The organism is Amycolatopsis sp. NPDC047767, assembly GCF_040704195.1.
Lineage (GTDB): Bacteria > Actinomycetota > Actinomycetes > Mycobacteriales > Pseudonocardiaceae > Amycolatopsis.
The window spans coordinates 59,790-83,238 of the sequence record NZ_JBEYSJ010000001.1; the positions used below are offsets into that span (position 1 = coordinate 59,790).

Sequence of the window (23,449 nt, forward strand, 5' to 3'; positions counted from 1 at the left end):
CTCACCTACGACGGCGGCGGCGCGCGCCGACGAGGACGGCCACCGTCACCGAGGTCGCGCCCGCCAGCCAGCCGACCACCCGCGACAGCTCCACCGCGCGCGTGACGTGCCCGGCGTCGGGGTTGCGACCGACGCCCAGCACGGGCAGCTCCACCACCCCGTGCGGGTACACCGTGCGCCCGCCCACGCGGATCTCCAGCGCACCGGCGAACGCGGCCTCGACGCGGCCCGCGTTGGGGCTCGGGTGGGCGATCGTGTCGCGCCGCCAAGCCCGCCACGCGCCGCCCGCGGAACCGCCGACGACGGGGGCGGCCAGCACGGTGAGGGCCGCGGCGATCCGCGTCGGCACGAGGTGGACGAGCTCGTCGAGCCGGGCGACCAGCCAGTGGCCCGCCGAGCCGCGCGCGAGGACGCTGATGGTCCGGGACGCAAGCAGCCCCGGCACGCCGGCGAGCGCTCCCCACAGCAGCGGCGCGACGACCACTTCGGACGTGTTCTCGGCCAGAGTCTCCACGGACGCACGGGAAAGCGCGATCATGCCGAGCCCGTCGGCGACGCGCGGGTCCAGTTCGGACAGTGTGCCGCGCGCAGGTTCGAGCCGGCCCTCTTCGAGGTCGCGCGCGAGCTCCGTGCCCTGCGTCGCGAGACCGGCGGCACCGACGACCGCCCACGTCGTGACCGCCGTGGCCACGGCCTGCACCACGGGCCGGTCGCGAGCGGCGCGTTCGGCGAACAGCCCGGCCGCGACCGCGGCACCCGCCAGGCCAAGACCGGTGACGGCGGCGCGGGCGGACATCGTGGTGGAGCGCTCTCCGGCGGGCGCACCGCCTGCGGATTCCCCAGACGCCCCAACAGCAACACCGCTCCCGGCGCGCACCGCGGCGCCGGAGCCCAGCGTCACCACGCGGCGGAACGCGGTGACGGGCGGGCGGTGCCGGGGGTTGCCGAGGACGCCGTCGGCCGCCAGGCCGAGCACCAAGCCGATCGCGCGTGCCGCGCTCACCAGTTACCAATCCGGCCGAAAGCAGGCTGACCCCCACGCGGCACGTAACCGTTGCCACCAAGCCATTCGGCCGTGACTGTGGCCGGATTGGTAACGATCGGCACAGTGCCCCCCGGGAACGTGGTTCGATGCCGCCGACGCGATGGCCTGGCGAGTTATTGCCCGCCGAGATTACTCGACACCGCGGCGGCGATTTCGTCCCGTGCCTGGTCCACGATGTCGCGCATGGCGCGCTCGGCCCGGTCCGCGTCGCCGGCGTCCACGGCCACGGCGACTTCCACGTGCAGCGCGACTGCTTCGGGCTGCGGTTCCTCGGGCATCAGGCCGTGGGAGGTGCGGCCCGCGAGCACCTCGGCGACCACCGAGGACAGCTGCGCGAACATCGGGTTTCCCGACGCGGTGAGCAGCAGGTCGTGGAACGCGATGTCGTGGCCGAGGAACGTCGTCAGATCGCGGGCCCGGGCCGTCTCCTCCAGGCGGTGGCCCAGCGCACGCAGCCGCCCGCGGACCTCCGGTGTCGCGCGCAGCGCCGCGAACCGCGCGGCGCACGGCTCGACGCCCGAGCGCAGCTCCGTCAACGTCCGAAGCGCCACTGCGCGCCCCGAACCGTCGAGCTGCCAGCGGATCAGGCGCGGGTCGTAGTGGTTCCACTCCCCCGGGTCGCTCACGATCGCGCCGACGCGGCGGCGGCTCGTGGTCAGCCCCATCGTCTCCAGCACGCGCACGACCTCGCGCGCCACCGTGCGCGAGGCGCCGAAGCGTTCCTGCAGCTCGTCGGAGCGCAGCACGGCGCCCGGCGCCAGCTCGCCGTTGGCGATCGCCGCGCCCAGCGCGTCGAGGACTTCTTCGTGCCGGTCGCTCCCCACGCGGCCAACGTACCGCTCTGATTCGATTAAGTAGTACTTCTTCTTGAATAAGTACTACTTTTGGGTTTGACTCTTCCGGACACAAGGAGGTGCGGATGACCGTCATCGTCGTGATGGGCGTGTCCGGCTCGGGGAAGACGACGGTCGGCGAGGCCCTGGCCGAGCACCTCGGCGTGGAGTACGCCGAGGCCGACAGCTTCCACTCGAAGGCGAACATCGAGAAGATGTCCGCCGGCCACGCGCTGACGGACGCCGACCGTGAGCCCTGGCTGCAGGCGATCGCGCACTGGATTGCGGAACACCAGGAATCCGGCGGGGTCGTGTCGTCGTCCGCGCTGAAACGCCGGTACCGCGACGAGCTGAGAGCCGGCGGCAACGTCTGGTTCCTCCACCTCCACGGCGATCGCGACGTGCTCGCCGAGCGCATGCAGACCCGCAAGGGCCACTTCATGCCCGTGTCGCTGCTCGACTCCCAGCTCGCGGACCTCGAACCGCTGCAGCCGGACGAGCCGGGCCTCGTCTTGGAGATCACCGAAAGCCCCGCCGCCCTCGTCGAGGCGGCGATTCACGCGTTCCAGGAGCGTGCATGACCACCTTCGCCGCCGGCTGGACCGGCCACGACACCCGCCTGATCCTGGCGACGGTGCTCGCCATCGCCGTGATCGTGGTGCTGATCAGCAAGCTGAAGCTCCACCCGCTGCTGGCGTTGACGATCGGCTCCGGCGTGCTGGGCCTCGTGGCCGGCATGCCCGTGGACAAGCTGTTGAAGAGCTTCGAAAGCGGCGTCGGCAGCACGGTCGCTTCGGTCGGGTTGCTGATCGCGTTCGGCGCGATGCTCGGCAAGCTGCTGGCCGATTCCGGTGGTGCGGACCGGATCGTGGACACGATCCTCGGGCGCGTGCACGGCAAGGGGCTGCCGTGGGCGATGGCGCTGGTGGCCGCGTTGATCGGGCTGCCGATGTTCTTCGAGATCGGCCTCGTGATGCTGATCCCGGTGGTGCTGCTGGTCGCCATGCGCAGCGGGAAACCCGTGCTGCTGCTGGGAATCCCGGCGCTCGCGGGCCTGTCGGTGCTCCACGGGCTGATCCCGCCGCACCCCGGCCCGCTGGCCGCGGCGGGCGCGCTCGGTGCCAACGTGGGCATCACCCTCGCGCTCGGCCTGCTCGTCGGCATCCCGACGGTGGTGATCGCCGGCCCGCTGTTCGGGCGCGTCGCCGCGCGGTGGGTGCCCGACGCCACCCCGCCGCAGCGCCTGGTGCCCGAGTCGGAGAGCACCGAGGTCGACAAACGGCCCAGCTTCGGCGCCACGCTGACCACGGTGCTGCTGCCCGTGGCGCTGATGTTGCTGAAGGCGCTCTCGGACATCCTGCTGGGCAAGGAAAACGCCGTGCGCCGCGTGCTCGACTTCGTCGGCGACCCGCTGGTGGCGCTGCTGCTCGCGGTGCTCGTCGGCATGGTCACGCTGGGCCGCCCGGCGGGCCTGCACCGCGCGAAGCTGTCGTCGATCATCAGCGACTCGCTCGCGCCGATCGCGGGCATCCTGCTCATCGTGGCCGCGGGCGGTGGTTTCAAGCAGACGCTGGTGGACGCCGGCGTCGGCGACGTGATCACCAACCTGTCCACCGGCGCCCACCTGTCACCGCTGCTGCTCGGCTGGCTGGTCGCCGTGGCGATCCGGCTGGCGACGGGCTCCGCGACCGTCGCCACGGTGTCCGCCGCCGGCATCGTCGCGCCGCTCGCCGCCACCCTCGACCCGACCCACAACGCCCTGCTGGTGTTGGCCATCGGCGCCGGTTCGCTGTTCTTCTCGCACGTGAACGACGCCGGGTTCTGGCTGGTCAAGGAGTACTTCGGCATGTCCGTGGGGCAGACGCTGAAGACGTGGTCGGTGATGGAGACGGTGATCTCGGTCGTGTCGATCGCGTTGATCCTGCCGCTGGGCGGCTTGCTCTAGGGCGTTCGCGACGGGTAGGCGCCGTCGAGGGTCCAGGCCGGGTACTCCGGGCGCAGCGCGCTGACGGCGTCGAGCTCGGCGAGGTCCTGCTCGGTGAGCTCCAGGTCGACGGCGGCGAGGTTCTCGTGCAGCTGGTCGGGCCGCTTCGCGCCGACGATCACGCTGGTCACGCCGCGCTGCGCGAGCACCCAGGCCAGCGCGACGCGAGCGACGCCGACGTCGTGGCGCTCGGCGACCTTGCGCAGCGCGTCGACGATGTCGTAACCACGCTCGCGGTCGATGGGCGGGTTGTCGGCCTGGGCGCGGCGGCCGGACGCGTCTTGGCTGCCGCGGGTGAACTTGCCGGAGAGGAAGCCGCCGGCCAGCGGGCTGTAGACGAGCAGGCCGAGCTTCTCCTCGTTGACCAGCGGCAGCAGCTCGCGCTCGAGGTCACGCCCGACGAGCGAGTAGTACGCCTGCAGCGACACGAACCGCGAGTAGCCGTGCAAGTCGGCGACGCCGAGAGCCTTGGCCAGCTGCCAGGCGAAGGTGTTGGACGTGCCGATGTAGCTGATCTTGCCTTGGCGGACGGCGTCGTCGAGGGCCGAGAGGGTCTCGTCGAGCGGGGTCAGGTGGTCGTGGGCGTGGATCTGGTAGAGGTCGATGTGGTCGGTGCCCAGGCGGCGGAGGCTGTCGTCGATCGCGTGGCGCAGGTGCACGCGGGAGAGCCCGACCTCGTTGGGGCCGGCGCCCATGCGCGAGTACGCCTTGGTGGCGAGCACCACGTCGCGGCGGCGACCCTTGAGGATCTTGCCCAGCAGCTCCTCGGTCTCGCCGCCGGCGTACATGTCGGCCGTGTCGATGAGGTTCACGCCGTGGTCCAGGGCGATGCCGACCAGCTCGTCGGCCGCCTTGAGGTCCAGTCCGCCGATCACGTCCCACGGCTTCCGGCCGGAGCCGCCGAACGTCATGGTGCCGAGTGCGATCCTGGACACGAAAGTTCCGGTGGCGCCGAGTTGTTGGTACTGCACGGAGGTTCCTTTCTTCGGTGCTTCCCACGCTAGGCAGAGCGGAGGGTGCGGACCATGAGTGAGCGTTCGGAGCTCGTGCTGGATCGTCCGGATCCCCTCGCCGGCGTCCTGTCGATGGCCGACGTCCGCCCGGCCCTGCCGGCCCGGCTCACGGCGGGCGGCGACTGGGCGGTGCGGTTCGGCGGCTCGCACCCCAAGGTGATCACCGTGACGGCGGGTTCGTGCTGGGTGCTGCCCGAGGGATCGGCGCCGGTCTTCTTGACGGCGGGTGGCTGCTACCTCGTGGGCCGCGACGCCGCGTACGTCACGGCCAGCACGCCGGACGTCGCGCCGATCGAGGCCCGCAGCGTGTTCGCCGGCAACGACGGGCGGGCCGGTTCCGCCGCCGACGTCGCCCTGGTCGGCGCCACCCTGGACTTCACCGACCCCGTGGCGGCGGTGCTGCTGGAGGACCTCGGTTCCTCGGCCCGCATCACCGACCCGGACACCGCCGAGGTCCTGAACTCGACGCTGCGGCTGCTGGCGCTCGAAACCGCCGGCCGACCGGGCGGCGGCGCGATGCGCGAGCACCTCACGCAGATCCTGTCCCTCCACGTGCTGCGCAGCCTCCTCGGCGCCGACGCGCGCCCCGCCTGGCTGGCCGGCTTCCGCGACCCGGCCATCGGCGCCGCGCTCGCCGCGATGCACCGGCGCCCCGCGTTCGGCTGGACGGTGGCCCACCTGGCGAGCGAGGCGCACCTGTCGCGCACAGTGTTCGCGACGCGGTTCAAGGCACTCGTCGGACTGTCGCCGATGGACTACCTGCTGCACCGGCGGATCTCCGGCGCCACCCGGGACCTGGCCGAGGGCCGGACGGTCGCTTCCGTGGCTTCGCGTTGGGGATACGGCTCGGAGAGCGCGTTCAGCGCGGCGTTCAAGCGGGTGACGGGCCGGACGCCGGCGAGCAGCCGCGGTCGCTGATCAGCACAAACACCACACCCTGGTTCGAGCACGGGTTGACATGTGACCTTTTGGTCACCTATTCTCGGCGAGTGCCTGACGATGACCTGGTGTTCAAGGCGCTGGCGGATCCGACCCGCCGGGGCCTGCTGGACCGGCTGTTCGAGCGTGACGGCCGCACGCTCACCGAGCTGGAGTCCGAAGTGGACATGACGCGGTTCGGGGTGATGAAGCACCTCAAGCTGCTCGAGGAAGCCGGTCTCGTCGTCGCGCGCAAGGAGGGGCGGGAGAAGCTCCACTTTCTCAACCCCGTGCCGATCCGGGAGATCCACGACCGGTGGATCGACAAGTACACCGAGCGCCACGTGTCGGCGCTGATGGAGCTCAAGACCGATCTGGAGAGGGAGCCACCGAAATGACCGAGACCAAGACCGTGCAGGTCAACCGCGTGTACATCAAGGCGACGCCGCAGGCGATCTGGGACGCGATCACCAAGCCGGAGTGGACGCAGAAGTACGGGTACTCCGGGCTGGCCGAGTTCGACCTCAAGACGGGCGGCAAGCACCGCACCAAGCCGACGCAGGAGTTCATCGACGCGGGCTTCACGAGTGACCTGCTGGACGGCGAGGTGCTCGAGTCCGACCCGCCGCGCAAGCTCGTGATCACGTGGAAGCTGCTGATGGACCCCAGCCTCGTCGCGGAGCCCTACACCACGCTCACCTACGACATCGAGGAAACCAAGACCGCCGGCACCAGACTGACCGTGACCCACGACGTCACGGGCGCGCCCGGACACGCGGCGCTCGTGTCGGGGGCGATGGAGAACGTCGACGCCGGTCCGGGCGAGAACGCCGGTGGCGGCTGGGCCTGGGTACTGTCCGACCTCAAGTCCGTGCTGGAGACCGGCAAGAACATCGTCGGCTGAGGCCCGGCCCCCAGCGCCCAATGTGGCGTTCGGTGCACTCAACGCACCGAACGCCGCATTGGGTGCGCTCAACGCACCGAACGCCACATTGGGGCGCGTTGAGTGGCCGCCTTGAGGGCGGCCTTGGCCGCAGGGGAGGCGCCCAGCTCGTCGAGGCCGAACAGGGCCGCGCCGACGACCGGGTTCACGTCGACCACGCGCACCACCGCCCGCGGAGCCACCTTCAGGCAGCGCCGCTCGATCTCCGAGATCACCGACGGGCCGACGCCCGTCAGCACTCCCCCGCCGAGCACGACCTCCGGCGCCGACTGGGTCAGGTCGAGCCGCCGCAGGATCACGGCGGCGAACACGCTGACCTCCTCCACGAACCGCGTCACGACCTGCTGCGCGACCTCGTCGCCGTCGGCGGCGACGTCGAACAGCAGCGGGCACAGGCCGTGGATCCGGGCGGAGTCGATCTCCTTGAAGTGCAGGCCCTGCACCACGTCGAACACCCGCGAAACACCGAAGAAGCCCGACACCGCCGCCTGCAACGCCGTGGACGGCCCGCGGCCGTCCTCCGCGCGCACGGCCCACCACAAGGCTTCCTCACCGAGGCGGTAACCGCCGCCCCAGTCACCGGAGATCTTGCCCAGCGCGGGAAAGCGGTGCACGCGCCCGTCCGGGCCGACGCCGGCGCCGTTGATCCCGGCGCCGCACACCACGGCCACGCCGGTGCCGTCGGAGCTGCCCGCGCGCAGCAGGGCGAGCACATCGTTGCCCACGTGCAGGGTGGAGCTCCAGCCGCGCGCGAACAACGCGGCGTGCAGCGCCGCTTCCTCACGCGGGAAATCCAGGCCCGCGAGGTAAGCCGACGTGTGCACGCCGAACGGCCGCGCCGTCTGCAAACCCGCCGACGTCAAGGCCGACAGCACCAACGTCTCCAACGCCGCGACGCAGCCGTCGACGCCGATGTTCTGCGGTGAGGCGCCCGGGCCGCGCGATTCGGCGAGCACGACGCCTTCGCGCGACACCACGAGCACCTCGGTCTTGCTGTTCCCCCCGTCGATCGCGACGACCGCGGGTCCGGCTTCGCTCATCCGCGCGCCCACGGCAGGAAATCGCGGTTGATCGACACGAGGGAGTCGGCCAGCTGGTCGGCCTTCGTGTACTGGCCGATGAGCGGGTGGGCCAGCAGCGCGTCGGCCACGCGGTCGCGTCCGCCCTTCACGGCGGCTTCGAGCGCGAGGTTCTCATACGCCGTCACCGCGGCGATGAGGCCGGCGAAGCGCGGCTCCACCGTCGGCTGGGGAATCGCGCGGGCACCCTCGGAATCCACAGTGGACGAGACCTCGATCACGGCGTCGTCGGGCAGGAAGGAGAACGTGCCGTCGTTGCGCACGTTCACCACGTGCTCCTCGGCCGGCCCGCCCGCCGTCAGCGCGTGCACGAGCTGCACGGCGGCCTCCGAGTAGTACGCACCGCCGCGCTTCTCCAGCGAGTCTGGCTTGGTGACCTGCTCCGGGTCGAGGTAGATCTTCAGCAGCTCTTCCTCGACGTCGCTCACCACCTCGGCGCGCGGTCGCTCGGTGAGCTGCTTGGCCACCTGCGCGTCGTGCGAGTAGTAGTACTTCAGGTAGTACGACGGCACGGCGTTCATCCGGCGCATCCACTCGACGGGCGCGGTCACCTCCTCACCCAGGAACTCCGCGTGCTGGTCCAGCAGCTCGGGCAGCCGGTCGACACCGTCGACGAGCACGCCGCGTTCCCAGCTCAGGTGGTTGAGTCCCGTGTGGACGAGCCGCACGTCGTCGGTCGACGCGCCCAGCAGCTTGGCGAACTTCCGCTGCAGGTTGATCGCGACGTTGCACAGCCCCACCGCGCGGTGGCCCTCCTGCAGCAGCGCCCGCGTGACGATGCCGACCGGGTTCGTGAAGTTCACGATCCACGTGTCGTCACCCGCGACCTTGCGCACGCGTTCGGCGATGTCGAGCACCACCGGCACCGTGCGCAGGGCCTTGGCGAGGCCGCCCGCGCCCGTGGTCTCCTGGCCGACGCAGCCGCACGCGTGCGGGAACGTCTCGTCCGACGCCCGCGCCTTCTGCCCGCCCACCCGCAGCTGGATGAGCACGGCCGAAGCGCCCTCGACGCCTTCCTCCAGGTTCGCGGTGGTGCGCACCCGCGCCGGGTGCCCGGCGTGGTCGAGCAGCCGCCGGCTGAACCCCCCGACGGTCTCCACGCGGTAGGCGTCCGGGTCGATCAGCACGATCTCGTCGACATCCAAAGTGGACCTGCGGCCCGCGATGCCGTCGACCAGCTCCGGCGTGTAGGTGGACCCGCCACCGACGACTGCCAGCTTCATCCCTTGACTCCCGTGAACGTGATGCCCTTGACGAACGACTTCTGCGCGAACACGAACAGCACGATCACCGGCGCCATGATCAGCGCGGTCGCGGCCATCGTGAGGTTCCACTCCACGTGGTGCATGCCGCGGAACGAGGCGATGGCCAGCGAAAGCGGCCAGTTGTCCTGGTTCTCGCCGGTGTAGAGCAGCGGTCCGAAGTAGTCGTTCCAGGTGAACAGGAAACAGAACATCGCGGTGGCCGCGATCCCGGGGCGAGCCATCGGCAGCAGCACCCGGGTCATCGCGCGAAACTCGTTGCAGCCGTCGATCTTCGCCGCTTCCAGGTAATCCTTGGGGATGGTAAGGAAAAACTGGCGCAGCAGGAAGATCGAGAACGCGTCGAAGAAGAAGTACGGCACGATCAGCGGAACGAGAGTGCCCGTGAGACCCATCCGCACCCACAGGTCGTACAGCGGCACGACCGTGACCTGCGGAGGCAGCATCATCGCGGCCACCGTGAGCATGAAGAACAAGTTCTGGCCGCGCCACTTGAGCTTCGCGAGGCCGTACGCCGCCGGGATGGCGGACACGAGCGCGCCGATCGTCGCGAGAGACGAGTAGAGCAGGCTGTTGCCGAAGTACTCCAGCAGCGGTGCTTTCTTGAACACTTCGACGAAGTTCTCGAAGTGCCATTCCGTGGGCCACAGGCTCGACGTCATCGCCTGGTCGCTCTTCATCACCGCGGTGAGGAACACGAACAGCAGCGGCAGCACGAAGATCACACCGAGCGCGATGCCGATGGCGTGCGTCGCGATGAAGCCCAGCCGCTTGTCCCAACGACGCTTGAACTGGACGCGGGGCGGCGCCGGTGCGGGTGCTGGGGCCGAAATGGTGGTCATGCGCCCTCCTCCTGGTGCTGGGATTTACGCAGCTGCCGAACCAGCACCCACGTGAACGCCGCGGACACGATGAACAGCAGCACGGCCATCGCCGCCGCGTAACCCATGTTGAAGTAGCGGAAACCCTGCACGTACAGCCAGATCGGATACGTCAGCGTCGAGTTCTCGGGTGCGCCGATCAGCTTCGAGTTCCCGGCGACGTCGGCTGTGCCCGCCGAGGCGGACGCGGCCACGATCGCTTGGGTGAAGAACTGCAGCGCGTAGATCATCGAGTTGACCACGCCGAACAGCAGCACCGGCGAGATCGAGGGCAGCGTCACGTGCCAGAACCGGCGGACCGGACCGGCGCCGCCGAGTTCGGCCGCTTCGTACTGCTCGGCCGGCACGTCGAGCAGCGCGGCCAGGATGATGATCATCAGCTCGCCGGAACCCCACAGCGCCAGCAGGGTGAGCGAGGGCTTCGACATCACGGGGCTGTTGAACCACAGCCCGCCGTCGATGCCCACGAGGTGCAGGAACCGGTTCACCGGGCCGAACTGCGGGTTGAACACGAAGACGAACGCGAGCGTCGCCGCGGCCGGCGGCGCGAGCGCGGGCAGGTAGCACAACGTGCGCACCAGGCCGACGCCCGACTTCAGCCGCGAGATCACCGACGCGACGCCGAGTGAGAACAGCACCCGGCAGATGGTCAGGATGATCACGAGCCACAACGTGTTGTACGCGGCCGTCTTCACCAGCGGCTCGCTGGTGAACATGCGCACGTAGTTGTCGAACCCGATCCACTGTGGAGGATTGATCAGGTCGTAGCGGGTGAAGGAGTAGTAGATCGTGGCGATGAGCGGGTACCCGAAGAAGATCAGGAACCCCAGCGTCGCCGGCGCCATGAAGTAGAACACCGTGCGACGGCGCTTGGCCCGGGCCGACCCCGCCCGCACCTTGGCGGGTGCGGACGGGGTCTTGGCTTCTAGGACGGAGGTCATCCGCCGGCGCCCTTCTGCGCCAGCTCGTCGTTGACCTGGGCGTCGACCTGCTTGAGGCCGGCGTCGAGGTCCGGTACCGAACCGGCCTGCCACTTCTCGGCGAAGTCGTTGACCGCCTTGAGGAAGGCGTCGCCGATCGGCGTCGACGGGTTGGCGACCAGCTTGCCGCTGCCGTAGATGTCGAGGAACGTCTTGAACTGCGGCGGAGCGTCGAGCTTCGGCGAGGACAGCGAAGCCGTGGTGCTGGGCACGTTCTTGAGGCCGTTGGCCATGTCCACGAGCGTGTCGGTGTCGAGCGTGACCTGCTTGATCAGCTCCCACGCGGCGCCGGGGTTCTTGGCACCCTTGGGGATCGCGATGATCGTGCCGGTGGCGAAGCCGGCGCCGTAGTGGTCGGCCATGCTGTCGAGCACCGGCGCGGGCGCGGTGGCGTAGTTCAGCGTCGGGGTCTGGTCCTTGATGAACGCGGTGCGGAACTCACCGTCGTACATCATCGCCAGCTTGCCCTTCTGGAAGCCGTTGTCGGCGGAGTACTCGTCGCCGAGGCCGGCCTTGAACTTCTCGACCTTGTCGTGGCCGCCGTAGAAGTCGATGAGCTTCTTCTGGAACTCGAACATCGCCTTCCAGCCGGGGCTGGACGAGATCGACGACTTGCCGTCCGGGCCGATGAACTGCGCGCCGAAGTTCGGGGCCCAGTACTGGGCCTGGTTGGCGTAGAACGGCATCGACGGGATGAAGCCCATCGTCTTGATCGAGCCGTCGGCGTTGAACTCGGTGAGCTTCTTCGCGTCCTCGAACAGCTCGGTCGTGGTCTTGGGCGGCGAGGAGATGCCGTGCGCCGCGAACATGTCCTTGTTGTAGTACAGGCCGTAGACGTCGGCGAGCATCGGCATGGCGCAGCGCTTGCCCTGGTACGACGTGTAGTCGCGCACCGCCTGCGGGATCTGGTTCACGTCGATCTTGTCGCGGTCCAGGTACGGCTTGAGGTCCTGGAAGCTGCCGGTGGAGCACCACGCGCCGAGGTTGTCGGTGTAGAAGGAGATGGCCACGTCGGGCGGGTTGCCGCCGCGGATCGACTGCGTGAGCTTGTCGTCGTCCTGGTTGCCCTCGTGGTTGATGGTGATGTTGGGGTACTTGGCCTTCAGCTTGTTCAACGCGGCCGTGACCACGCCGTACTCGCGGTCGGTGAACTTGCTGTACACGGTGAGGGTGAGCTTGTCGTCCTTGTTCGGCGGCGCGGCGGCGTCGCCCGAGCCGCTCGGCGCGGCCGCGCCGCACGCGGCGGTCGCCAGCAGCGTGGCGGCGGCCGCGGCGGACAGCAGCAGAGAACCACGCCTTCGCGCGATCCTCCGGATGCGGGTCGTGGGGGCCATGACCCTCCTCCTCATGGTGGTTACTCGGTCGGGGACGGGGCAGAGCTCGGAAGTGCCGCGCGCGGCGCTCCCGCTGTGTCCTCTGCGGGTCGGCTCGGCCCGCGGAGCGTCGGGGTGACGACGCCGAAGACGTCTTCACGGGCGGTGGCGAGCGCGGACTGCAACGCGCCCGCGCGCACGGCGTTGCCCTGCACCGAAGCGAGTGCGACGGGGGTGCGGGGCAGGACCAGTTCGTGGAGCTTGGTCGCGACTCTCGCGGCGAACTCCTCACCGCCGGCCCGGCTCGTGTCGCCGGAAAGCAGGATGAGCTGCGGGTCGGCCACGGCGACGAGGCTCGCGAGGCCACCGGCGACGCGGCGGGCCAGATCGTCGAGAAAGCGGTGGTGGCTCTGGATTGTCGCCTGTTCGACGGCTTCGGGGCCGGTTTTCGCGGCCAGGCCGTGAGCGTGGGCGAGCCTGGCGATGGCGGGCGAGTCGACGAGGTTGCCGAAGCGCGCGCCGGCCTCGGGCCAGCGGTCGCCGGTGTCCACAGTGGCCGGATCGGGCACGCGCATCCAGTCGATCTCGCCGCCACCGCCGGTCGCGCCGCGCAGCAACCGCCGGCCGATGACCACGGCGCCACCGACGCCTTCGGAAAGCCAGACCATCACGAAGTCGTCGACGTCCTGGGCTTTCCCGACCGTCATCTCCTCGACGGCCACCAGGTTCACGTCGTTCTCGATGGTGACGGCGATGCTGAGCTCTTCGCTGAGTTTCCGGGGCACGTCGAACCCGAGCCAGCCGGGGATGTGCGGCGCGGAGGAGAGCAGGCCCGTGCGCGGATCGAACGCGCCCTGGGCGCCGATCACGACGTTGGCCAGGTCGTCGAGGCTCTTGCCCGCTTTTCGGGTGACGTGCTTGAGCGCTTTGCCGAACGTGCCGATCACGTCGGCGCCTTCGTGCACGGGCAGCTCGACCTGGTACTCGGCCTGGACGGTCCCCGCGACGTCCGCGATCACGAAATCGGCCACGTGCGGCGTGAGGTCCACGGCCGCGACGTGGGCGAGACTGCCGTTGACGGCCCACAGCTGCGCCCGCGGCCCGCGCCCGCCACCCGCGCGTTCGCCGGCTTTGCCCACGAGGTTGTCCTGCTCCAGCCGCGTCAACAGCTGCGCCGTGGCCGGCTTCGACAGCCCGATCACGACCTCGAGCTCCGCCCTCGTAAGCGGCCCGCCCCGCAACAACGCCTCGATCGCCGCGCGATCGTTGATCTCACGCAACATCCGCGGACTTCCGGCGCGCACTCGTGGCCCCTTAATTAGGATACTTTACAGACGGTTTCGGGCGACTGTAGTGAGCGGGGCCACACCGCGTCAATGGTCATCCGGAACGAGCGGGTAACACTTCGAGTCGGGGAGGTTTCGGGCGCAGCGGTGGGTGATGGGGTGAGTGCTCAGCGTGTGCGGCCGGGAGCATCCGGCGAGGGGCCGCAGCTGTTGCGGTGTTTGCAACAGCTGCGCTAGACGGCGAGCAGCAGGCGGGGCCCGAGCTTGGCGCCCCGGTGTCACGGACCAAGCCAGGTGCGTAACCGTCGGGCGGGTGCCGCAGCATCCCGAACCGGCCAGCGCGCTCGACCACCGCCCCTGGCCACGGTTTCGCCGTCTGATAGCTGATCCCTACCCGCCGAACCGCTTGCCCAGTTTCGACTTCCGAGTCCGCCGGCACGACCGGCCCACGGGGGTCGGCCTCGGGTGCGGTGCGAAGCCGGGGGGGGGGGGCGATCAACCGCCGTAGAAGTCGCCCAGCGTGGTGCGGGTGTAGGAGATCAGCAGGTCGGCCTGGGTGAATTCGGCAGGCAAGCACTCGCGCACGCCGTCGAGGAGCTCAGCGAATCCGACGGGCGGCGTCACGACGTGGGCGAGCGGATGGTTTTCGCGCAGTTGCTTCATCAGCTCGGCGATGTGGATCACGGCGGCATCGGCATCGGTCTGCCACAGCCACGCCAGGACCTCGCCGAACGCGGCCGGCGGGCGGGCGACCTCGTCCCGGGCGGTGGTGCGGAAACGGTCGATCAGCACGGTGGCTGTTCCGGTGACGCTGGCTTGCTTCAGCGCACTGACGACGCTCCGCGGGACGGCGACGGTGTCCATGAGCCCCATGCTGGCACCGGGAGAGCGCGGTCGGCGGAGGCTCGCCGGGCGCCGTCCGTCCCGGAAACCGGGGACAGCGAAACACCCAGCGGCGAACGACAAAGGCCCTCCCCGGCTCAAGCCGGGAAGGGCCCTGTCACGGACAAGCCGAAGCTCACTCCTCCGCGTCTGCCCACGCTTTCAGCATCACGCGGGCGATCGACGAGTTGCCGGGCAGGATGATCTCCGAAGCGCCGCCCGCGATGGGGGTCGGGGTGTTCGTGCCGCTGTTGTGGAAGGCGGCGCGGACCTCGGCGCGGGAGACCCAGAGGGCCTCCTCGATTTCGCCGTCGGCGGGGACCAGTGGGGCGGAGCGGTCGGCGCGGGCGGTGAAGCCCAGCATGATCGAGCGGGGGAAGGGCCAGGGCTGGCTGCCCAGGTAGCGGATGTCCGACACCTCCGCGCCCACCTCCTCGCGGATTTCCCGTGAGACGCAGCCCTCCAGGGACTCGCCGGCCTCCACGAAGCCGGCGAGCACCGAGTAGCGGCCGGCAGGCCACACCGGCTGGCGGGCGAGCAGCACGTGGGAGCCGTTGACGCCGTCCTGGTCGTGCACGAGGCAGATCACGGCCGGGTCGGTGCGCGGGTACTCCTCGTGGCCCTTGGCCTCGCACTTGCTGGCCCAGCCGAACTGGATCAGGTTCGTGGGTGAGCCGTCGCGGGTGCAGAAGCGGGACTGGCGCCGCCAGTGGCGCAGGGCCTGCGCGGTGGTGAACAGGCCGGCCGACGTGTCGTCCAGCTGGTCGCCGTAGCCGCGCAGCTCGACCCAGATCTCGCCGTCGACCCGGGGCACCTCTTCGACCACGCCCCAGCTGCCGGCCATCTGCACGGTTTCCGCGTCACCCTCGGGGCGGCCGGGCAGGGACCAGTAGTCGGTGTCCTCCCACTCGCCGAGGAACACCGCGTCAGCCGGGGGTTCCGTGCCGAAATCAACGGCTTTGCGAGCGGCCAGCGAAGAGCTGCCCTCGACGACCGGCGTGCGGCCGGTGTCGTCGAGCAGCACCACGCGGGCTTCGGACCACTTCGAGATCAGGCGTTCCGGGTTGGTGCGCAACGTCTCCTGACGGTCCACAGTGGACCGCGACAGGGTCGGCAGCGCCGCCAGTTCGAAAGGGACGGTCACTCCGAACCCACCGTCACGTCGCCCAGCGCGGTCAGCTTCGGCGCGAGCAGCTCCGCGTCGCCGACCACCACGCCCGTGAACCGCTTGGGCGCGAAGTACTCCAGCGCCGCCTCGGCCACCTGCTCCCCCGTCACGGCCGCGAGCCGCGCCGGGTGCTCCTGCAGCCATTCGACGCCGAGGCCCGTGGTCGCCAGCGCCATCAGCTGCCCGGCGAGGCCCGACTGCGACGACGTCGAGGTGAGCAGCGAGCCGATCGCGTACTGGCGCACCGACTCCACCTCCTCGGCCGTCGGCGGCACGAGCCCGAGGCGCGCCAGCTCGTAGCGCGTTTCGAGCAGCGCGGCGGCGGTGACCTCGTTGGCCGTGTCGGCGTCGACGTTCACCACCGCGTTGTCGCCGGTGAACTCGAAGCCGGAGTGGGCGCCGTAGGTGTAACCCTTGTCCTCACGGATGTTCTCGACCAGACGCGAGGAGAAGTACCCGCCGAACGCCAGGTTCGCCATCTGCAGCGCCGGGTACGCCGGGTGCGTGCGCGCCACCGTCTGCGCCGAAAGCCGGATCTGCGACTGCACGGCGCCGGCGCGCGGCACCAGCAGCACGTTGCCGCCGGTCAGCTCCGGCAGCGGCGGCAGCACGAGAGCCGAGCGGTCCGAGGCCCAGCCACCGAGTGCGCGTTCGAGCTCGGCCGGCACGGCGTCGGGGTCGATGTCGCCCACGATGACCAGCACGGAACCACGCGGCAGCACCGAAGCCGCGTGCAGCGCCCGCACCTGCTCCGGCGTCACGACGGCCACATCGTCGGCCTGCGGGACCTCACGCGTGACGGGGTGATCCCCGTAGCGCTGCTTCTGCAACGCTTCCCGCGCGATCGTGCGCGGCTGCGTGCGCGACACCGCGATGCGCTCGATCAGCCGCTCGCGTTCGCGGGTCACCTCGGGCTCGCCGTAGGTGGCGCCGGTGAGCACGTCGCCGAGCACGTCCAGCAGCGTCGGCAGGCCATCGGAGAGCGCGGAACCGTTGAGGTACAGGCGTTCCGGGTCCACGCCGGCGCCGAGGTCGCCGCCGATCAGCGCCAGCTCGGCGTCGATCTCCACGCGGTCGCGCTTCGCCGTGCCGGTGAGCAGCGTCTCGGCCAGCACCTCCGCGGTGGCCGGGTGCAGCGCGTCCTCACCCGCGAACGGGATCCACAGCCGCACCTCCACCAGCGGCACCGAAGCCTTGCGCACGGCCAGCACGCGCAGGCCGTTGCTCAGCGTGGTGTCCACGTGGGACAGGTCGGTGGCGGCGCGCTGCTCGCCCAGCGGGGGCAGCGGGCGCGGACCGGTCGACGTGCGGCCGATCTCCTGCGCGCTGCGATGCGTTGCCGAAGTCACTGCTCTTCGATCCCTTCGGTGTGGGCGGCGGGCTTCACGACGAGCACGGCGCGCGCGTCGGGGCGCAGCGCCTTCGCCGCGGCCGACACGGCTTCGCCGGTGACCGCCGACATGCGGTCAGCGAGCCGGTGCACCAGCGACGCGTCGCCGTAGAGCAGCTCGAACGCACCCAGCGCCAGCGTGCGCGACACCAGCCGGTCGTGTTCCGAGTGCAGGCTCGCGGCCCAGCGCGCGGTCACCTTCTTGAGCTCTTGCTCGTCCGGCGGCGTCGTCGCGAGCTCGTCCAGCACCTCGTCGAGGGCGGCCAGCACGCGCTCGCGCTCCACGTCCGGCGGGTGGATCGCGGTGATCGTGAACGTGTCGGGGTCGCGCGCCTCGAACGGGCCGAACAGCCCGGCACCGGCACCGATGTCGACCACCAGCGGCTCGCGGTGCACCAGGCGCTGCTGCAGGCGGGAGCCGTCACCGTCGGTGAGAACGCCGGCCAGCACGAGGTACGCGAGGTAACCGTCGAGGTCGTTGATCGGGTCGGGCATGCGGTAGCCCACGGCGATCGCGGGCAGCGGCGCGTGCGCGTCCTCGTGCTCGCCGTGCAGCTCCGTGGTGGGCAGCGGCTCGGCGAACGACGGGCGGACCGGCGCGGGCCGGTGCGGCACGTCGCCGAAGTGCTTCTGGATGAGCGCCTTGGCGTTCTCCACCTCGAAGTCGCCGGCGACGGTGAGCACCGCGTTGGCCGGCGAGTAGTAGGTGTCGAAGAAGGCGGCGCAGTCGTCCAGTGTCGCGCCTTCGAGGTCCTCGAACGCGCCGTAGCCGTCGTGGGCGTTGGCGAACGTCGAGTACAGCACCGGCGGCAGGAGGATCCAGGGGAACCCGCCGTACGGACGGTTGCGCACGTTGAGGCGGATCTCCTCCTTGACGACCTCGATCTGGTTCGCCAGGTTCTCCGCCGTCAGCTTCGGGGCGCGCATGCGGTCGGCTTCGAGGAACAGCGCGCGCTCGAGGGCCGCGGACGGCAGCACCTCGTAGTAGTCGGTGTAGTCGGGGTGGGTGGACCCGTTGAAGGTCCCGCCGCTCGACTGCACGTGGCGGAAGTGGGCCAGCTTCTCCAGGCTTTCACTGCCCTGGAACATCAAGTGCTCGAAGAGGTGCGCGAAACCCGTCAACCCCTCCGGCTCGGAACGGAAGCCCACGTCGTAGTGCACGCTGACCCCGACAACAGGCGCGGTCGGGTCCGGGGCGAGCACCACGCGCAGACCGTTGTCAATAGTGAAACGGACGAGCTCGGGATCGGCCATGCCCCCCACCCTACGCAGAGGACCCGACCCTCGGCTCGGCTGGTGGCACCGCTCCCAGCGTGTGGCGCGCGCTCGTCGTCGCGGCGCCGAGCGCGGCCAGGAAAGCGCTGGTCCGGGCAGGTGTGGCGGGAGCGCCGAACCAGTACGCCTGAAGCGAACAATCCGGTGCCGCGAGTGTGCCGAGCCACTGGTCGGTTTCGCCGAGCGAGAGGGCGTACGGGAGGGCGCGGGAGAAGATGAGTTCCGTGACTTCGGCCGGGTTGGCCAGTTCGGTGCGCAGGCCCAGGAGTTGGTCGCGCAGGAGGCTGCCGTCTTGGGTGCGCGGCGGCAGCCACTGCGTGAAAAGGCCGAGCGCGGCACCGGTGGCGACCACGACCAGGCCGAGCTGCGCGTAGCCGGCGGTGAAGGCGAGCAGGGCAGTGAGGAAGACGCCGTAGAAGCAGAGGCGGACGGCGATCTTGGCCAGCAGGGCCGGCCGGCGGGTGAGCCAGCCGCGGCGGACGACGGCCGTGCGCAGTTCGTCCTCGATGTCCGGCGTGATGGTGGCCAGCGGCGCCGAGTCGCCGGGGACGGCGGTTTCGTAGACCGTCCGTTCGAAGGCAGTGAGGTACTCGTCGGGCGGGTTGCGGCGGTGGAGCGTCCAGCCTTCTTCCCCGTCTTCGCTGACCCACAGGTAGTTGCGCACGCAGAGGTCGAGCACGGTCGCGGCGACGTCGAGGTCGTCGGTGCGGCCGGTGAGCAGGAACCCGACGTGGCCGGGCAGCACACCCTGGGGTGAGGAGAACTGGCCGTCGGCTTCGAGGCGGACCGGGAGCGCGGCGGCCCGGTCGCGACGGCGCAGGACCGGCACCGTCACGAGGCCGGCGAGGACGAGCACCGCCAAGGCGAGCCACGCGGCCAGGATCGGTGCGGTGACGAGGAAGGCGCCGGCCACGGACTTCGCGGGCACCAGCTGCTCGGTCGTGGGCACGGTGCCGGCGGGCAGTTCCGCGGTGAGCTCCACGCGGTCGCCCGGCGCCAGCTTCGACACCGAGACGCGCGTGAGCCCGGAGTGGTCGAGCTGCGCGGCGCCGCACGGCGTGGCGGAGCCGGGCGGGCCCGCGAGGCAGGTCACGGCGTCGGGCAGGTTCGGCGCGGCGAAGGTCGCGCGCAGCAGCTCCAGGCGGGTGTCCCAGCCGCCGGCGAGGTCCCACGTCAGGTGCTCGACGCCGAGCGAGCGGCCGACAGCGCCGACGACGGTGTAGCGCACCACCGAAGTTCCGCCACGCAGGTCGACGACGATCTGGTCGTCCGTGGTCTGCGCGCTGCCGGCGCCCTCGATGCTGAGGTCGCGCACGGTGAGCACGCGGTCGTGGCCGGCGTCGGCGGACGTGCGCAGCGGGAGGGTGCGCGTCATCGTGGTGCCGGCCGGGACGGAGACGGCCTCGGTCACCGAGAGGCTGCCGTCGCGCTGGAGTTTGAGCGTGACCTCGGCGCTCTGCGGCAGGGCGGGCAGGTCCTGGGCCTGGGCCGGGGCGGCGGCGAGGACCAGGGCCGGGATCGCCAGGACGACGGCGAAGCTACGGAGGCTAACCACGGCTGAGCACCTCGATGCGGTTCTTGCCGCGACGGCGGTGCAGCCACGTCGGCACGGCGGCGATCAGCAGCAGGACGAGGGCGAGCACCGGAATGCCCGGCCCTTTGAAGAACTCGGCGACCGGGGAGACCGCGACGAACCGGGCGTTCACGGGCAGCACACCGGGCGGGATCGCGACCGCGAGGTCCACGCGCTCGCCGGGGCGCAGGCCGTCCTGCTCGACGCGGGCGATGCCGCCGGCGCCGAGCTCGGAGAACGTGCAGTGGCGCGCCGAGCCGATGGCGCCGGCGTAGCAGTCCACAGTGGAGATCCCGGGGGCGCTGAACGCCGTGGTCAGGCGGGTGAGGTCCTGGTCCCAGCCGCCCGTGACCTGCCAGCGCAGCTGCCCGCCGTCGGCGACGGCACCGTCCACTGTGTACGACAGGGTGGCGGGGCCGGTGTAGGTCGCGACGAGGCCGTCGGAGTTCTCGTCGAGGTGGCCGGAGCCGGTGAGGCGGGCGTCGCGGACGGTGTAGACGCGGTCCTCGTCGTCGGTGGTGGCCACGCGCAGGGCGATGCGGTGGGTGGCGGGGGTGGCCGTGGTGACCTGTTCGGTGACCGTGACGGAACCGTCGGGGTGAGCCGTGGCGGTGACGTCGGCGGTGAGCCCGGCGAGCGCCGTGGCGAGTTCGAGGAGCACGGGTCAGCTCGGCGGGGTGAAGGGGTTCTCCGGCTGCGGGGCCGTCGCCTGGGGTTCTTGGGACGGTTGGGGCTGCTCGGCCGTTGACGGTGGGGAGTGCTGGGACTGGGTCTGCTGGGCCGTCGGCTGGAACTGCTGCTGGCTCTGCTGGACGACCGGCTGCAACTGCTGGGAAGGCGACTGCTGCTGCTGGAACGGCTGCGGCTGAGTCTGCTGATAGGCCGGCTGAGGCCCCGCGTAAGCCGGTGGCGGCCCCGCGTACACCTGCTGCGCCAGCCGCGCCTGGTCGCGGTTGCGCCGTTCCGCCAGCACCGCCGAGAGGAACACCCACGCCGGCATCCCGTGTGGCACCGCCACCCCCACGGCGTGGGCCGTCTGGTCGGCGAGGCCCTGGCCGAGCGCGTGGGCGGCGTCGGGGCGCAGCTCGTGGAAGCGGTTGAGGTACTGGCGTGCGGCGAGCGCCAGGTCGTCGGGCAGGCGGCTGAGGTCGAGCTGTGCGGCCCAGTCCTCGAGGCCCGGCGGCATGGCGACGTAGGCCTGCGCGCTCTGCGGCACGCGTTCGCGGATCACGAGCGTGCCCGCCAGGTAGTCGCCGACGCGGCGGCCGTTCGACGAGCTCAGCGACACGATCACGGCCACCGCGCCCAGGAACCCGAGCGCCCAGAAGTCGACGAAGAAGCCGGCGAGCGCGCGGGTGAGGGCGTGGCGGAAGCGGATCGGGCCGCCGTCGAGCCGAACCACGCGCAGGCCGAGCGCCATCTTGCCGAGCGACCTGCCGCGCGTCAGCGTCTCGAACAGCACCGGGTAGCCGATCACGATCAGCACGAACACCGACAGCAGCAGCGCGATCGTGAGCGCCGGGTCGAGATCGGACGAGGTCAGGGTCACGGTGACCACGACGATCAGCAGGAGCGCGCCCTGCACCAGCACGTCGAGCAACATCGCGACGCCGCGGCTGGCGAGCTTGGCCACCCGAAGGTCGAGGACCACGGCCTCACCGGTGACGAGATCGGACTCTTCCTGCACCGGGCCAGCCTAGTTGGCGGTCCGGCCCGAAAGCAGGCGAATACCCGGCAGAGCGCCGCCAGTATGTCGCGGCGCTTCCGCCGTGACTGTGGCCGGATCGGCAACAGTCACGGCGCGGTGAGCCCTAGGCTGGTGTTCCAGGAGGTGATCGGGTGGACGTCGACGTCTTCGTCGCGGCGCACGGTGCGGAGTGGGCCCGGCTCGGCGAGCTCGTGCGGCAGCGCAGGCTGTCCGGGGCCGAGGCCGACGAGCTCGTGACGCTCTACCAGCGCACGGCGACGCACCTGTCGATCATCCGCTCGACGGCGCCCGACCCGGCCTTGCTGGCGCGGCTGTCGACGCTGGTCGCGCGGGGCCGTTCGGCCGTCACCGGCTCTCACAGCCCGGCGTGGCGCGAGGTCGCGCTGTTCTTCACCCGCCGGTTCCCGGCCGCGGTGTACCTCAGCCGGCGCTGGTGGATCCCCGCCGCGCTGGCGTCGGTGGTCGTGATGGCCGTGCTCGGCGTGTGGATCGCGGGCGACGAGTCCGTGCGTTCGGCGCTGGTCTCCCCCGATGAGATCAAGGCCATGACGGCGCCCGGCGGCCAGTACGAGACGTACTACTCGACCGGGCCGGCGAGCTCGTTCGCCGCGAAGGTGTGGACGAACAACGCCTGGGTGGCCGCGACCTGCCTGTTCCTGGGTGTCGCGCTCGGCCTGCCCGTGATCAGCGCGCTGTGGCTCAACTCGCTCAACGCGGGCATCGCCATCGGCCTGATGTCCTCGGCCGGCCGCGGCGACGTGCTGCTCGGCCTGCTGCTGCCCCACGGCCTGCTGGAGCTCACGGCCGTGTTCATCGCCGCGGGCACCGGCCTGAAGCTCGGCTGGACCGTGATCGACCCCGGCCACCGCTCGCGCAGCGCCGCACTGGCCGAACAGGGCCGGTCCGTGGTCGTGATCGCGCTGGGGCTGGCGTGCGTGCTGCTGGTGTCCGGCGTGATCGAAGCCTTCGTGACGCCTTCGGGCTGGCCGACGTGGGTGCGCATCGGCATCGGCGCGGTCGTCGAGCTGCTGTTCCTGACCTACGTCTTCACCCTCGGCCGCCGCGCCGCCCGCGACGGCGAGCTGGGCGACCTCGACCGCCGCTACACCGGCGACGCGCTGCCCGAGGCGGGTTAGCAGAGGCAGCTGCCCTCGAAGGCGATGGAGTTGCCGTCGTCGAGGGTGGCGCTGCCGGTGAAGCGGATGTCGAACTCGCCGGGGTCGGTGAGGACGAGCTTGGGGCTCGTGGCTTCCCCGTTGGCGCCAGTCTTGGCTTGCGCGGTTTCCTTGCCGCCTTCGAAGACCAGGACGTTCTGCGCGCGGGCGGCGTGGACGTAGAAGGTCACGGGCACGTCGGGCGCCGGCTGGCCGTTGTCGCCGATCACCCGCACCACGAACGGGCTCGCGGGGTCTTTCGTGGCCAGGTGCTGGCCGTTGCCGGACAGGATGGCGAGTGTGCGGCCGCCGGCGGCCCACGCGTTGGACAGGCCCGGCAGCGAACAGACTTCCTGGTACAGCCGCGCGCCCGGCGTCGGCGCCTCGGCGGTGAGGCAACGCGCAGTCGCGACGTTCGCGATCGTCACCAGCCCCGGGTTGCCCGCGACACGGCGCCACTGCTGCCGGTGGTCCCCGTCGGCACACGCGGCCGGCAGCACGCCCACGCCGTCGACCGGACTCTGCGCGGTGAGGCACTGTCCACTCGCGACATTGCGGTAGTGCTGGGAGGCCTTGTCGTACGTCCAGGCCGCACCGGGGTCCTTCGCGTCGGCCAGCTGCACCTTGCCGCCGGCGGCGGCGAGGGAGACCGTGCCCCCACCGTCGGCGAGGTAGACGGGCGCACCGTCGGCCGCTTCAGCGACCCCGCCCGATCCGACGAACAGCAGCACTACCACCACGAACACCAGCCGACGCACGCGC

23 protein-coding genes are annotated in these 23,449 nt (G+C 70.8%); 6 read left to right on the top strand and 17 right to left on the bottom strand.

The genetic code is table 11. From position 1 onward, the window contains the following. Position 1: 1 nt before the first annotated feature. The gene (locus AB0878_RS00245; RefSeq protein ID WP_366575070.1) at positions 2–1,003 is read right to left on the bottom strand and encodes a cobalamin biosynthesis protein; all 1,002 of its coding nucleotides are present in this window, start codon (positions 1,001–1,003) and stop codon (positions 2–4) included. A 155-nt stretch (positions 1,004–1,158) separates the two neighbouring features. Next, positions 1,159–1,869: a FadR/GntR family transcriptional regulator gene (locus tag AB0878_RS00250; protein WP_366575071.1), complete on the bottom strand. Its 711-nt coding sequence runs from the start codon at positions 1,867–1,869 to the stop codon at positions 1,159–1,161. Between the two features lie 95 nt (positions 1,870–1,964). On the opposite strand from AB0878_RS00250, the gene AB0878_RS00255 reads away from it, so the two are divergent. Both AB0878_RS00255 and AB0878_RS00260 read left to right on the top strand, forming a co-directional pair. After that, complete coding sequence (locus AB0878_RS00255) at positions 1,965–2,459, top strand: gluconokinase (RefSeq protein ID WP_366575072.1); 495 nt, start codon at positions 1,965–1,967, stop codon at positions 2,457–2,459. Then, on the top strand, positions 2,456–3,823 hold the full coding sequence (locus AB0878_RS00260; RefSeq protein WP_366575074.1) for a gluconate:H+ symporter: 1,368 nt from the start codon (positions 2,456–2,458) through the stop codon (positions 3,821–3,823). Before AB0878_RS00255 ends, AB0878_RS00260 begins: the two co-directional genes overlap by 4 nt. Here AB0878_RS00260 and AB0878_RS00265 read toward each other — a convergent pair. After that, positions 3,820–4,797: an aldo/keto reductase gene (locus AB0878_RS00265; RefSeq protein WP_366575076.1), complete on the bottom strand. Its 978-nt coding sequence runs from the start codon at positions 4,795–4,797 to the stop codon at positions 3,820–3,822. The two genes, AB0878_RS00260 and AB0878_RS00265, sit on opposite strands and share 4 nt — an antisense overlap. A 90-nt stretch (positions 4,798–4,887) precedes the next feature. On the opposite strand from AB0878_RS00265, the gene AB0878_RS00270 reads away from it, so the two are divergent. The 3 genes from AB0878_RS00270 (at position 4,888) to AB0878_RS00280 (ending at position 6,697) form a co-directional block, all read left to right on the top strand. Further along, positions 4,888–5,793, top strand: coding sequence for an AraC family transcriptional regulator (locus tag AB0878_RS00270; protein ID WP_366575078.1), 906 nt, complete (start codon positions 4,888–4,890; stop codon positions 5,791–5,793). A gap of 71 nt (positions 5,794–5,864) precedes the next feature. Continuing rightward, positions 5,865–6,191: a metalloregulator ArsR/SmtB family transcription factor gene (locus AB0878_RS00275; RefSeq protein WP_366575080.1), complete on the top strand. Its 327-nt coding sequence runs from the start codon at positions 5,865–5,867 to the stop codon at positions 6,189–6,191. Further along, positions 6,188–6,697 carry an SRPBCC domain-containing protein gene (locus tag AB0878_RS00280; RefSeq protein ID WP_354871544.1) on the top strand — a complete coding sequence of 170 codons (510 nt, stop codon included), beginning with the start codon at positions 6,188–6,190 and terminating at the stop codon, positions 6,695–6,697. Before AB0878_RS00275 ends, AB0878_RS00280 begins: the two co-directional genes overlap by 4 nt. A gap of 68 nt (positions 6,698–6,765) precedes the next feature. On the opposite strand, the gene AB0878_RS00285 is transcribed toward AB0878_RS00280, so the two are convergent. The 13 genes from AB0878_RS00285 to AB0878_RS00345 form a co-directional block, all read right to left on the bottom strand. Beyond that, entirely contained in the window at positions 6,766–7,776 is a 1,011-nt protein-coding gene (locus tag AB0878_RS00285) for a BadF/BadG/BcrA/BcrD ATPase family protein (RefSeq protein ID WP_366575083.1), read from the bottom strand. Next, a complete protein-coding gene (locus AB0878_RS00290) occupies positions 7,773–9,038 on the bottom strand; it encodes a 6-phospho-beta-glucosidase (protein ID WP_366575084.1) in 1,266 nt (421 codons plus the stop codon). Before AB0878_RS00290 ends, AB0878_RS00285 begins: the two co-directional genes overlap by 4 nt. Further along, positions 9,035–9,919, bottom strand: a complete 885-nt coding sequence (locus AB0878_RS00295) for a carbohydrate ABC transporter permease (RefSeq protein ID WP_366575086.1) — start codon at positions 9,917–9,919, stop codon at positions 9,035–9,037. The genes AB0878_RS00290 and AB0878_RS00295 overlap by 4 nt, the downstream gene beginning before the upstream one ends. After that, entirely contained in the window at positions 9,916–10,899 is a 984-nt protein-coding gene (locus tag AB0878_RS00300) for a sugar ABC transporter permease (protein WP_366575088.1), read from the bottom strand. Before AB0878_RS00300 ends, AB0878_RS00295 begins: the two co-directional genes overlap by 4 nt. After that, positions 10,896–12,272, bottom strand: a complete 1,377-nt coding sequence (locus tag AB0878_RS00305; RefSeq protein ID WP_364059392.1) for an extracellular solute-binding protein — start codon at positions 12,270–12,272, stop codon at positions 10,896–10,898. Before AB0878_RS00305 ends, AB0878_RS00300 begins: the two co-directional genes overlap by 4 nt. A 20-nt stretch (positions 12,273–12,292) precedes the next feature. Further along, entirely contained in the window at positions 12,293–13,534 is a 1,242-nt protein-coding gene (locus AB0878_RS00310; protein WP_366575090.1) for an ROK family transcriptional regulator, read from the bottom strand. A gap of 498 nt (positions 13,535–14,032) precedes the next feature. Beyond that, positions 14,033–14,401 carry a hypothetical protein gene (locus tag AB0878_RS00315; protein ID WP_366575091.1) on the bottom strand — a complete coding sequence of 123 codons (369 nt, stop codon included), beginning with the start codon at positions 14,399–14,401 and terminating at the stop codon, positions 14,033–14,035. Positions 14,402–14,555: 154 nt separating this feature from the next. Continuing rightward, complete coding sequence (gene nudC, locus AB0878_RS00320; protein WP_366575093.1) at positions 14,556–15,563, bottom strand: NAD(+) diphosphatase; 1,008 nt, start codon at positions 15,561–15,563, stop codon at positions 14,556–14,558. After that, positions 15,560–16,936, bottom strand: a complete 1,377-nt coding sequence (locus tag AB0878_RS00325) for a pitrilysin family protein (protein ID WP_366575095.1) — start codon at positions 16,934–16,936, stop codon at positions 15,560–15,562. The genes nudC and AB0878_RS00325 overlap by 4 nt, the downstream gene beginning before the upstream one ends. Beyond that, positions 16,933–18,231: a pitrilysin family protein gene (locus AB0878_RS00330; protein ID WP_366575097.1), complete on the bottom strand. Its 1,299-nt coding sequence runs from the start codon at positions 18,229–18,231 to the stop codon at positions 16,933–16,935. Before AB0878_RS00330 ends, AB0878_RS00325 begins: the two co-directional genes overlap by 4 nt. Before the next feature lie 10 nt (positions 18,232–18,241). Next, the gene (locus tag AB0878_RS00335) at positions 18,242–19,807 is read right to left on the bottom strand and encodes a DUF2207 domain-containing protein (protein ID WP_366575099.1); all 1,566 of its coding nucleotides are present in this window, start codon (positions 19,805–19,807) and stop codon (positions 18,242–18,244) included. Further along, entirely contained in the window at positions 19,800–20,486 is a 687-nt protein-coding gene (locus tag AB0878_RS00340; RefSeq protein WP_366575101.1) for a DUF2207 domain-containing protein, read from the bottom strand. Before AB0878_RS00340 ends, AB0878_RS00335 begins: the two co-directional genes overlap by 8 nt. 3 nt (positions 20,487–20,489) lie before the next feature. After that, positions 20,490–21,512 (bottom strand): RDD family protein, encoded by a 1,023-nt coding sequence (locus AB0878_RS00345; protein ID WP_366575103.1) that lies wholly within the window; start codon positions 21,510–21,512, stop codon positions 20,490–20,492. A 152-nt stretch (positions 21,513–21,664) separates the two neighbouring features. Between AB0878_RS00345 and AB0878_RS00350 the strand changes: the two genes are divergently transcribed. Next, positions 21,665–22,669: a stage II sporulation protein M gene (locus AB0878_RS00350; RefSeq protein ID WP_366575105.1), complete on the top strand. Its 1,005-nt coding sequence runs from the start codon at positions 21,665–21,667 to the stop codon at positions 22,667–22,669. Here AB0878_RS00350 and AB0878_RS00355 read toward each other — a convergent pair. After that, positions 22,666–23,445, bottom strand: a complete 780-nt coding sequence (locus AB0878_RS00355; RefSeq protein WP_366575107.1) for an RICIN domain-containing protein — start codon at positions 23,443–23,445, stop codon at positions 22,666–22,668. The genes AB0878_RS00350 and AB0878_RS00355 overlap by 4 nt on opposite strands. Positions 23,446–23,449: the final 4 nt, after the last annotated feature.

What these genes read in the sequence shown, in the direction of transcription:
- AB0878_RS00255 (WP_366575072.1), top strand. Translation starts at nt 1,965, where the DNA reads ATGACCGTCATCGTCGTGATGGGCGTGTCCGGCTCGGGGAAGACGACG.
- AB0878_RS00260 (WP_366575074.1), top strand. Translation starts at nt 2,456, where the DNA reads ATGACCACCTTCGCCGCCGGCTGGACCGGCCACGACACCCGCCTGATC.
- AB0878_RS00270 (WP_366575078.1), top strand. Translation starts at nt 4,888, where the DNA reads ATGAGTGAGCGTTCGGAGCTCGTGCTGGATCGTCCGGATCCCCTCGCC.
- AB0878_RS00280 (WP_354871544.1), top strand. Translation starts at nt 6,188, where the DNA reads ATGACCGAGACCAAGACCGTGCAGGTCAACCGCGTGTACATCAAGGCG.
- AB0878_RS00285 (WP_366575083.1), bottom strand. Translation starts at nt 7,776, where the DNA reads ATGAGCGAAGCCGGACCCGCGGTCGTCGCGATCGACGGGGGGAACAGC.
- AB0878_RS00290 (WP_366575084.1), bottom strand. Translation starts at nt 9,038, where the DNA reads ATGAAGCTGGCAGTCGTCGGTGGCGGGTCCACCTACACGCCGGAGCTG.
- AB0878_RS00295 (WP_366575086.1), bottom strand. Translation starts at nt 9,919, where the DNA reads ATGACCACCATTTCGGCCCCAGCACCCGCACCGGCGCCGCCCCGCGTC.
- AB0878_RS00300 (WP_366575088.1), bottom strand. Translation starts at nt 10,899, where the DNA reads ATGACCTCCGTCCTAGAAGCCAAGACCCCGTCCGCACCCGCCAAGGTG.
- AB0878_RS00305 (WP_364059392.1), bottom strand. Translation starts at nt 12,272, where the DNA reads ATGGCCCCCACGACCCGCATCCGGAGGATCGCGCGAAGGCGTGGTTCT.
- AB0878_RS00310 (WP_366575090.1), bottom strand. Translation starts at nt 13,534, where the DNA reads ATGTTGCGTGAGATCAACGATCGCGCGGCGATCGAGGCGTTGTTGCGG.
- AB0878_RS00315 (WP_366575091.1), bottom strand. Translation starts at nt 14,401, where the DNA reads ATGGACACCGTCGCCGTCCCGCGGAGCGTCGTCAGTGCGCTGAAGCAA.
- AB0878_RS00330 (WP_366575097.1), bottom strand. Translation starts at nt 18,231, where the DNA reads ATGGCCGATCCCGAGCTCGTCCGTTTCACTATTGACAACGGTCTGCGC.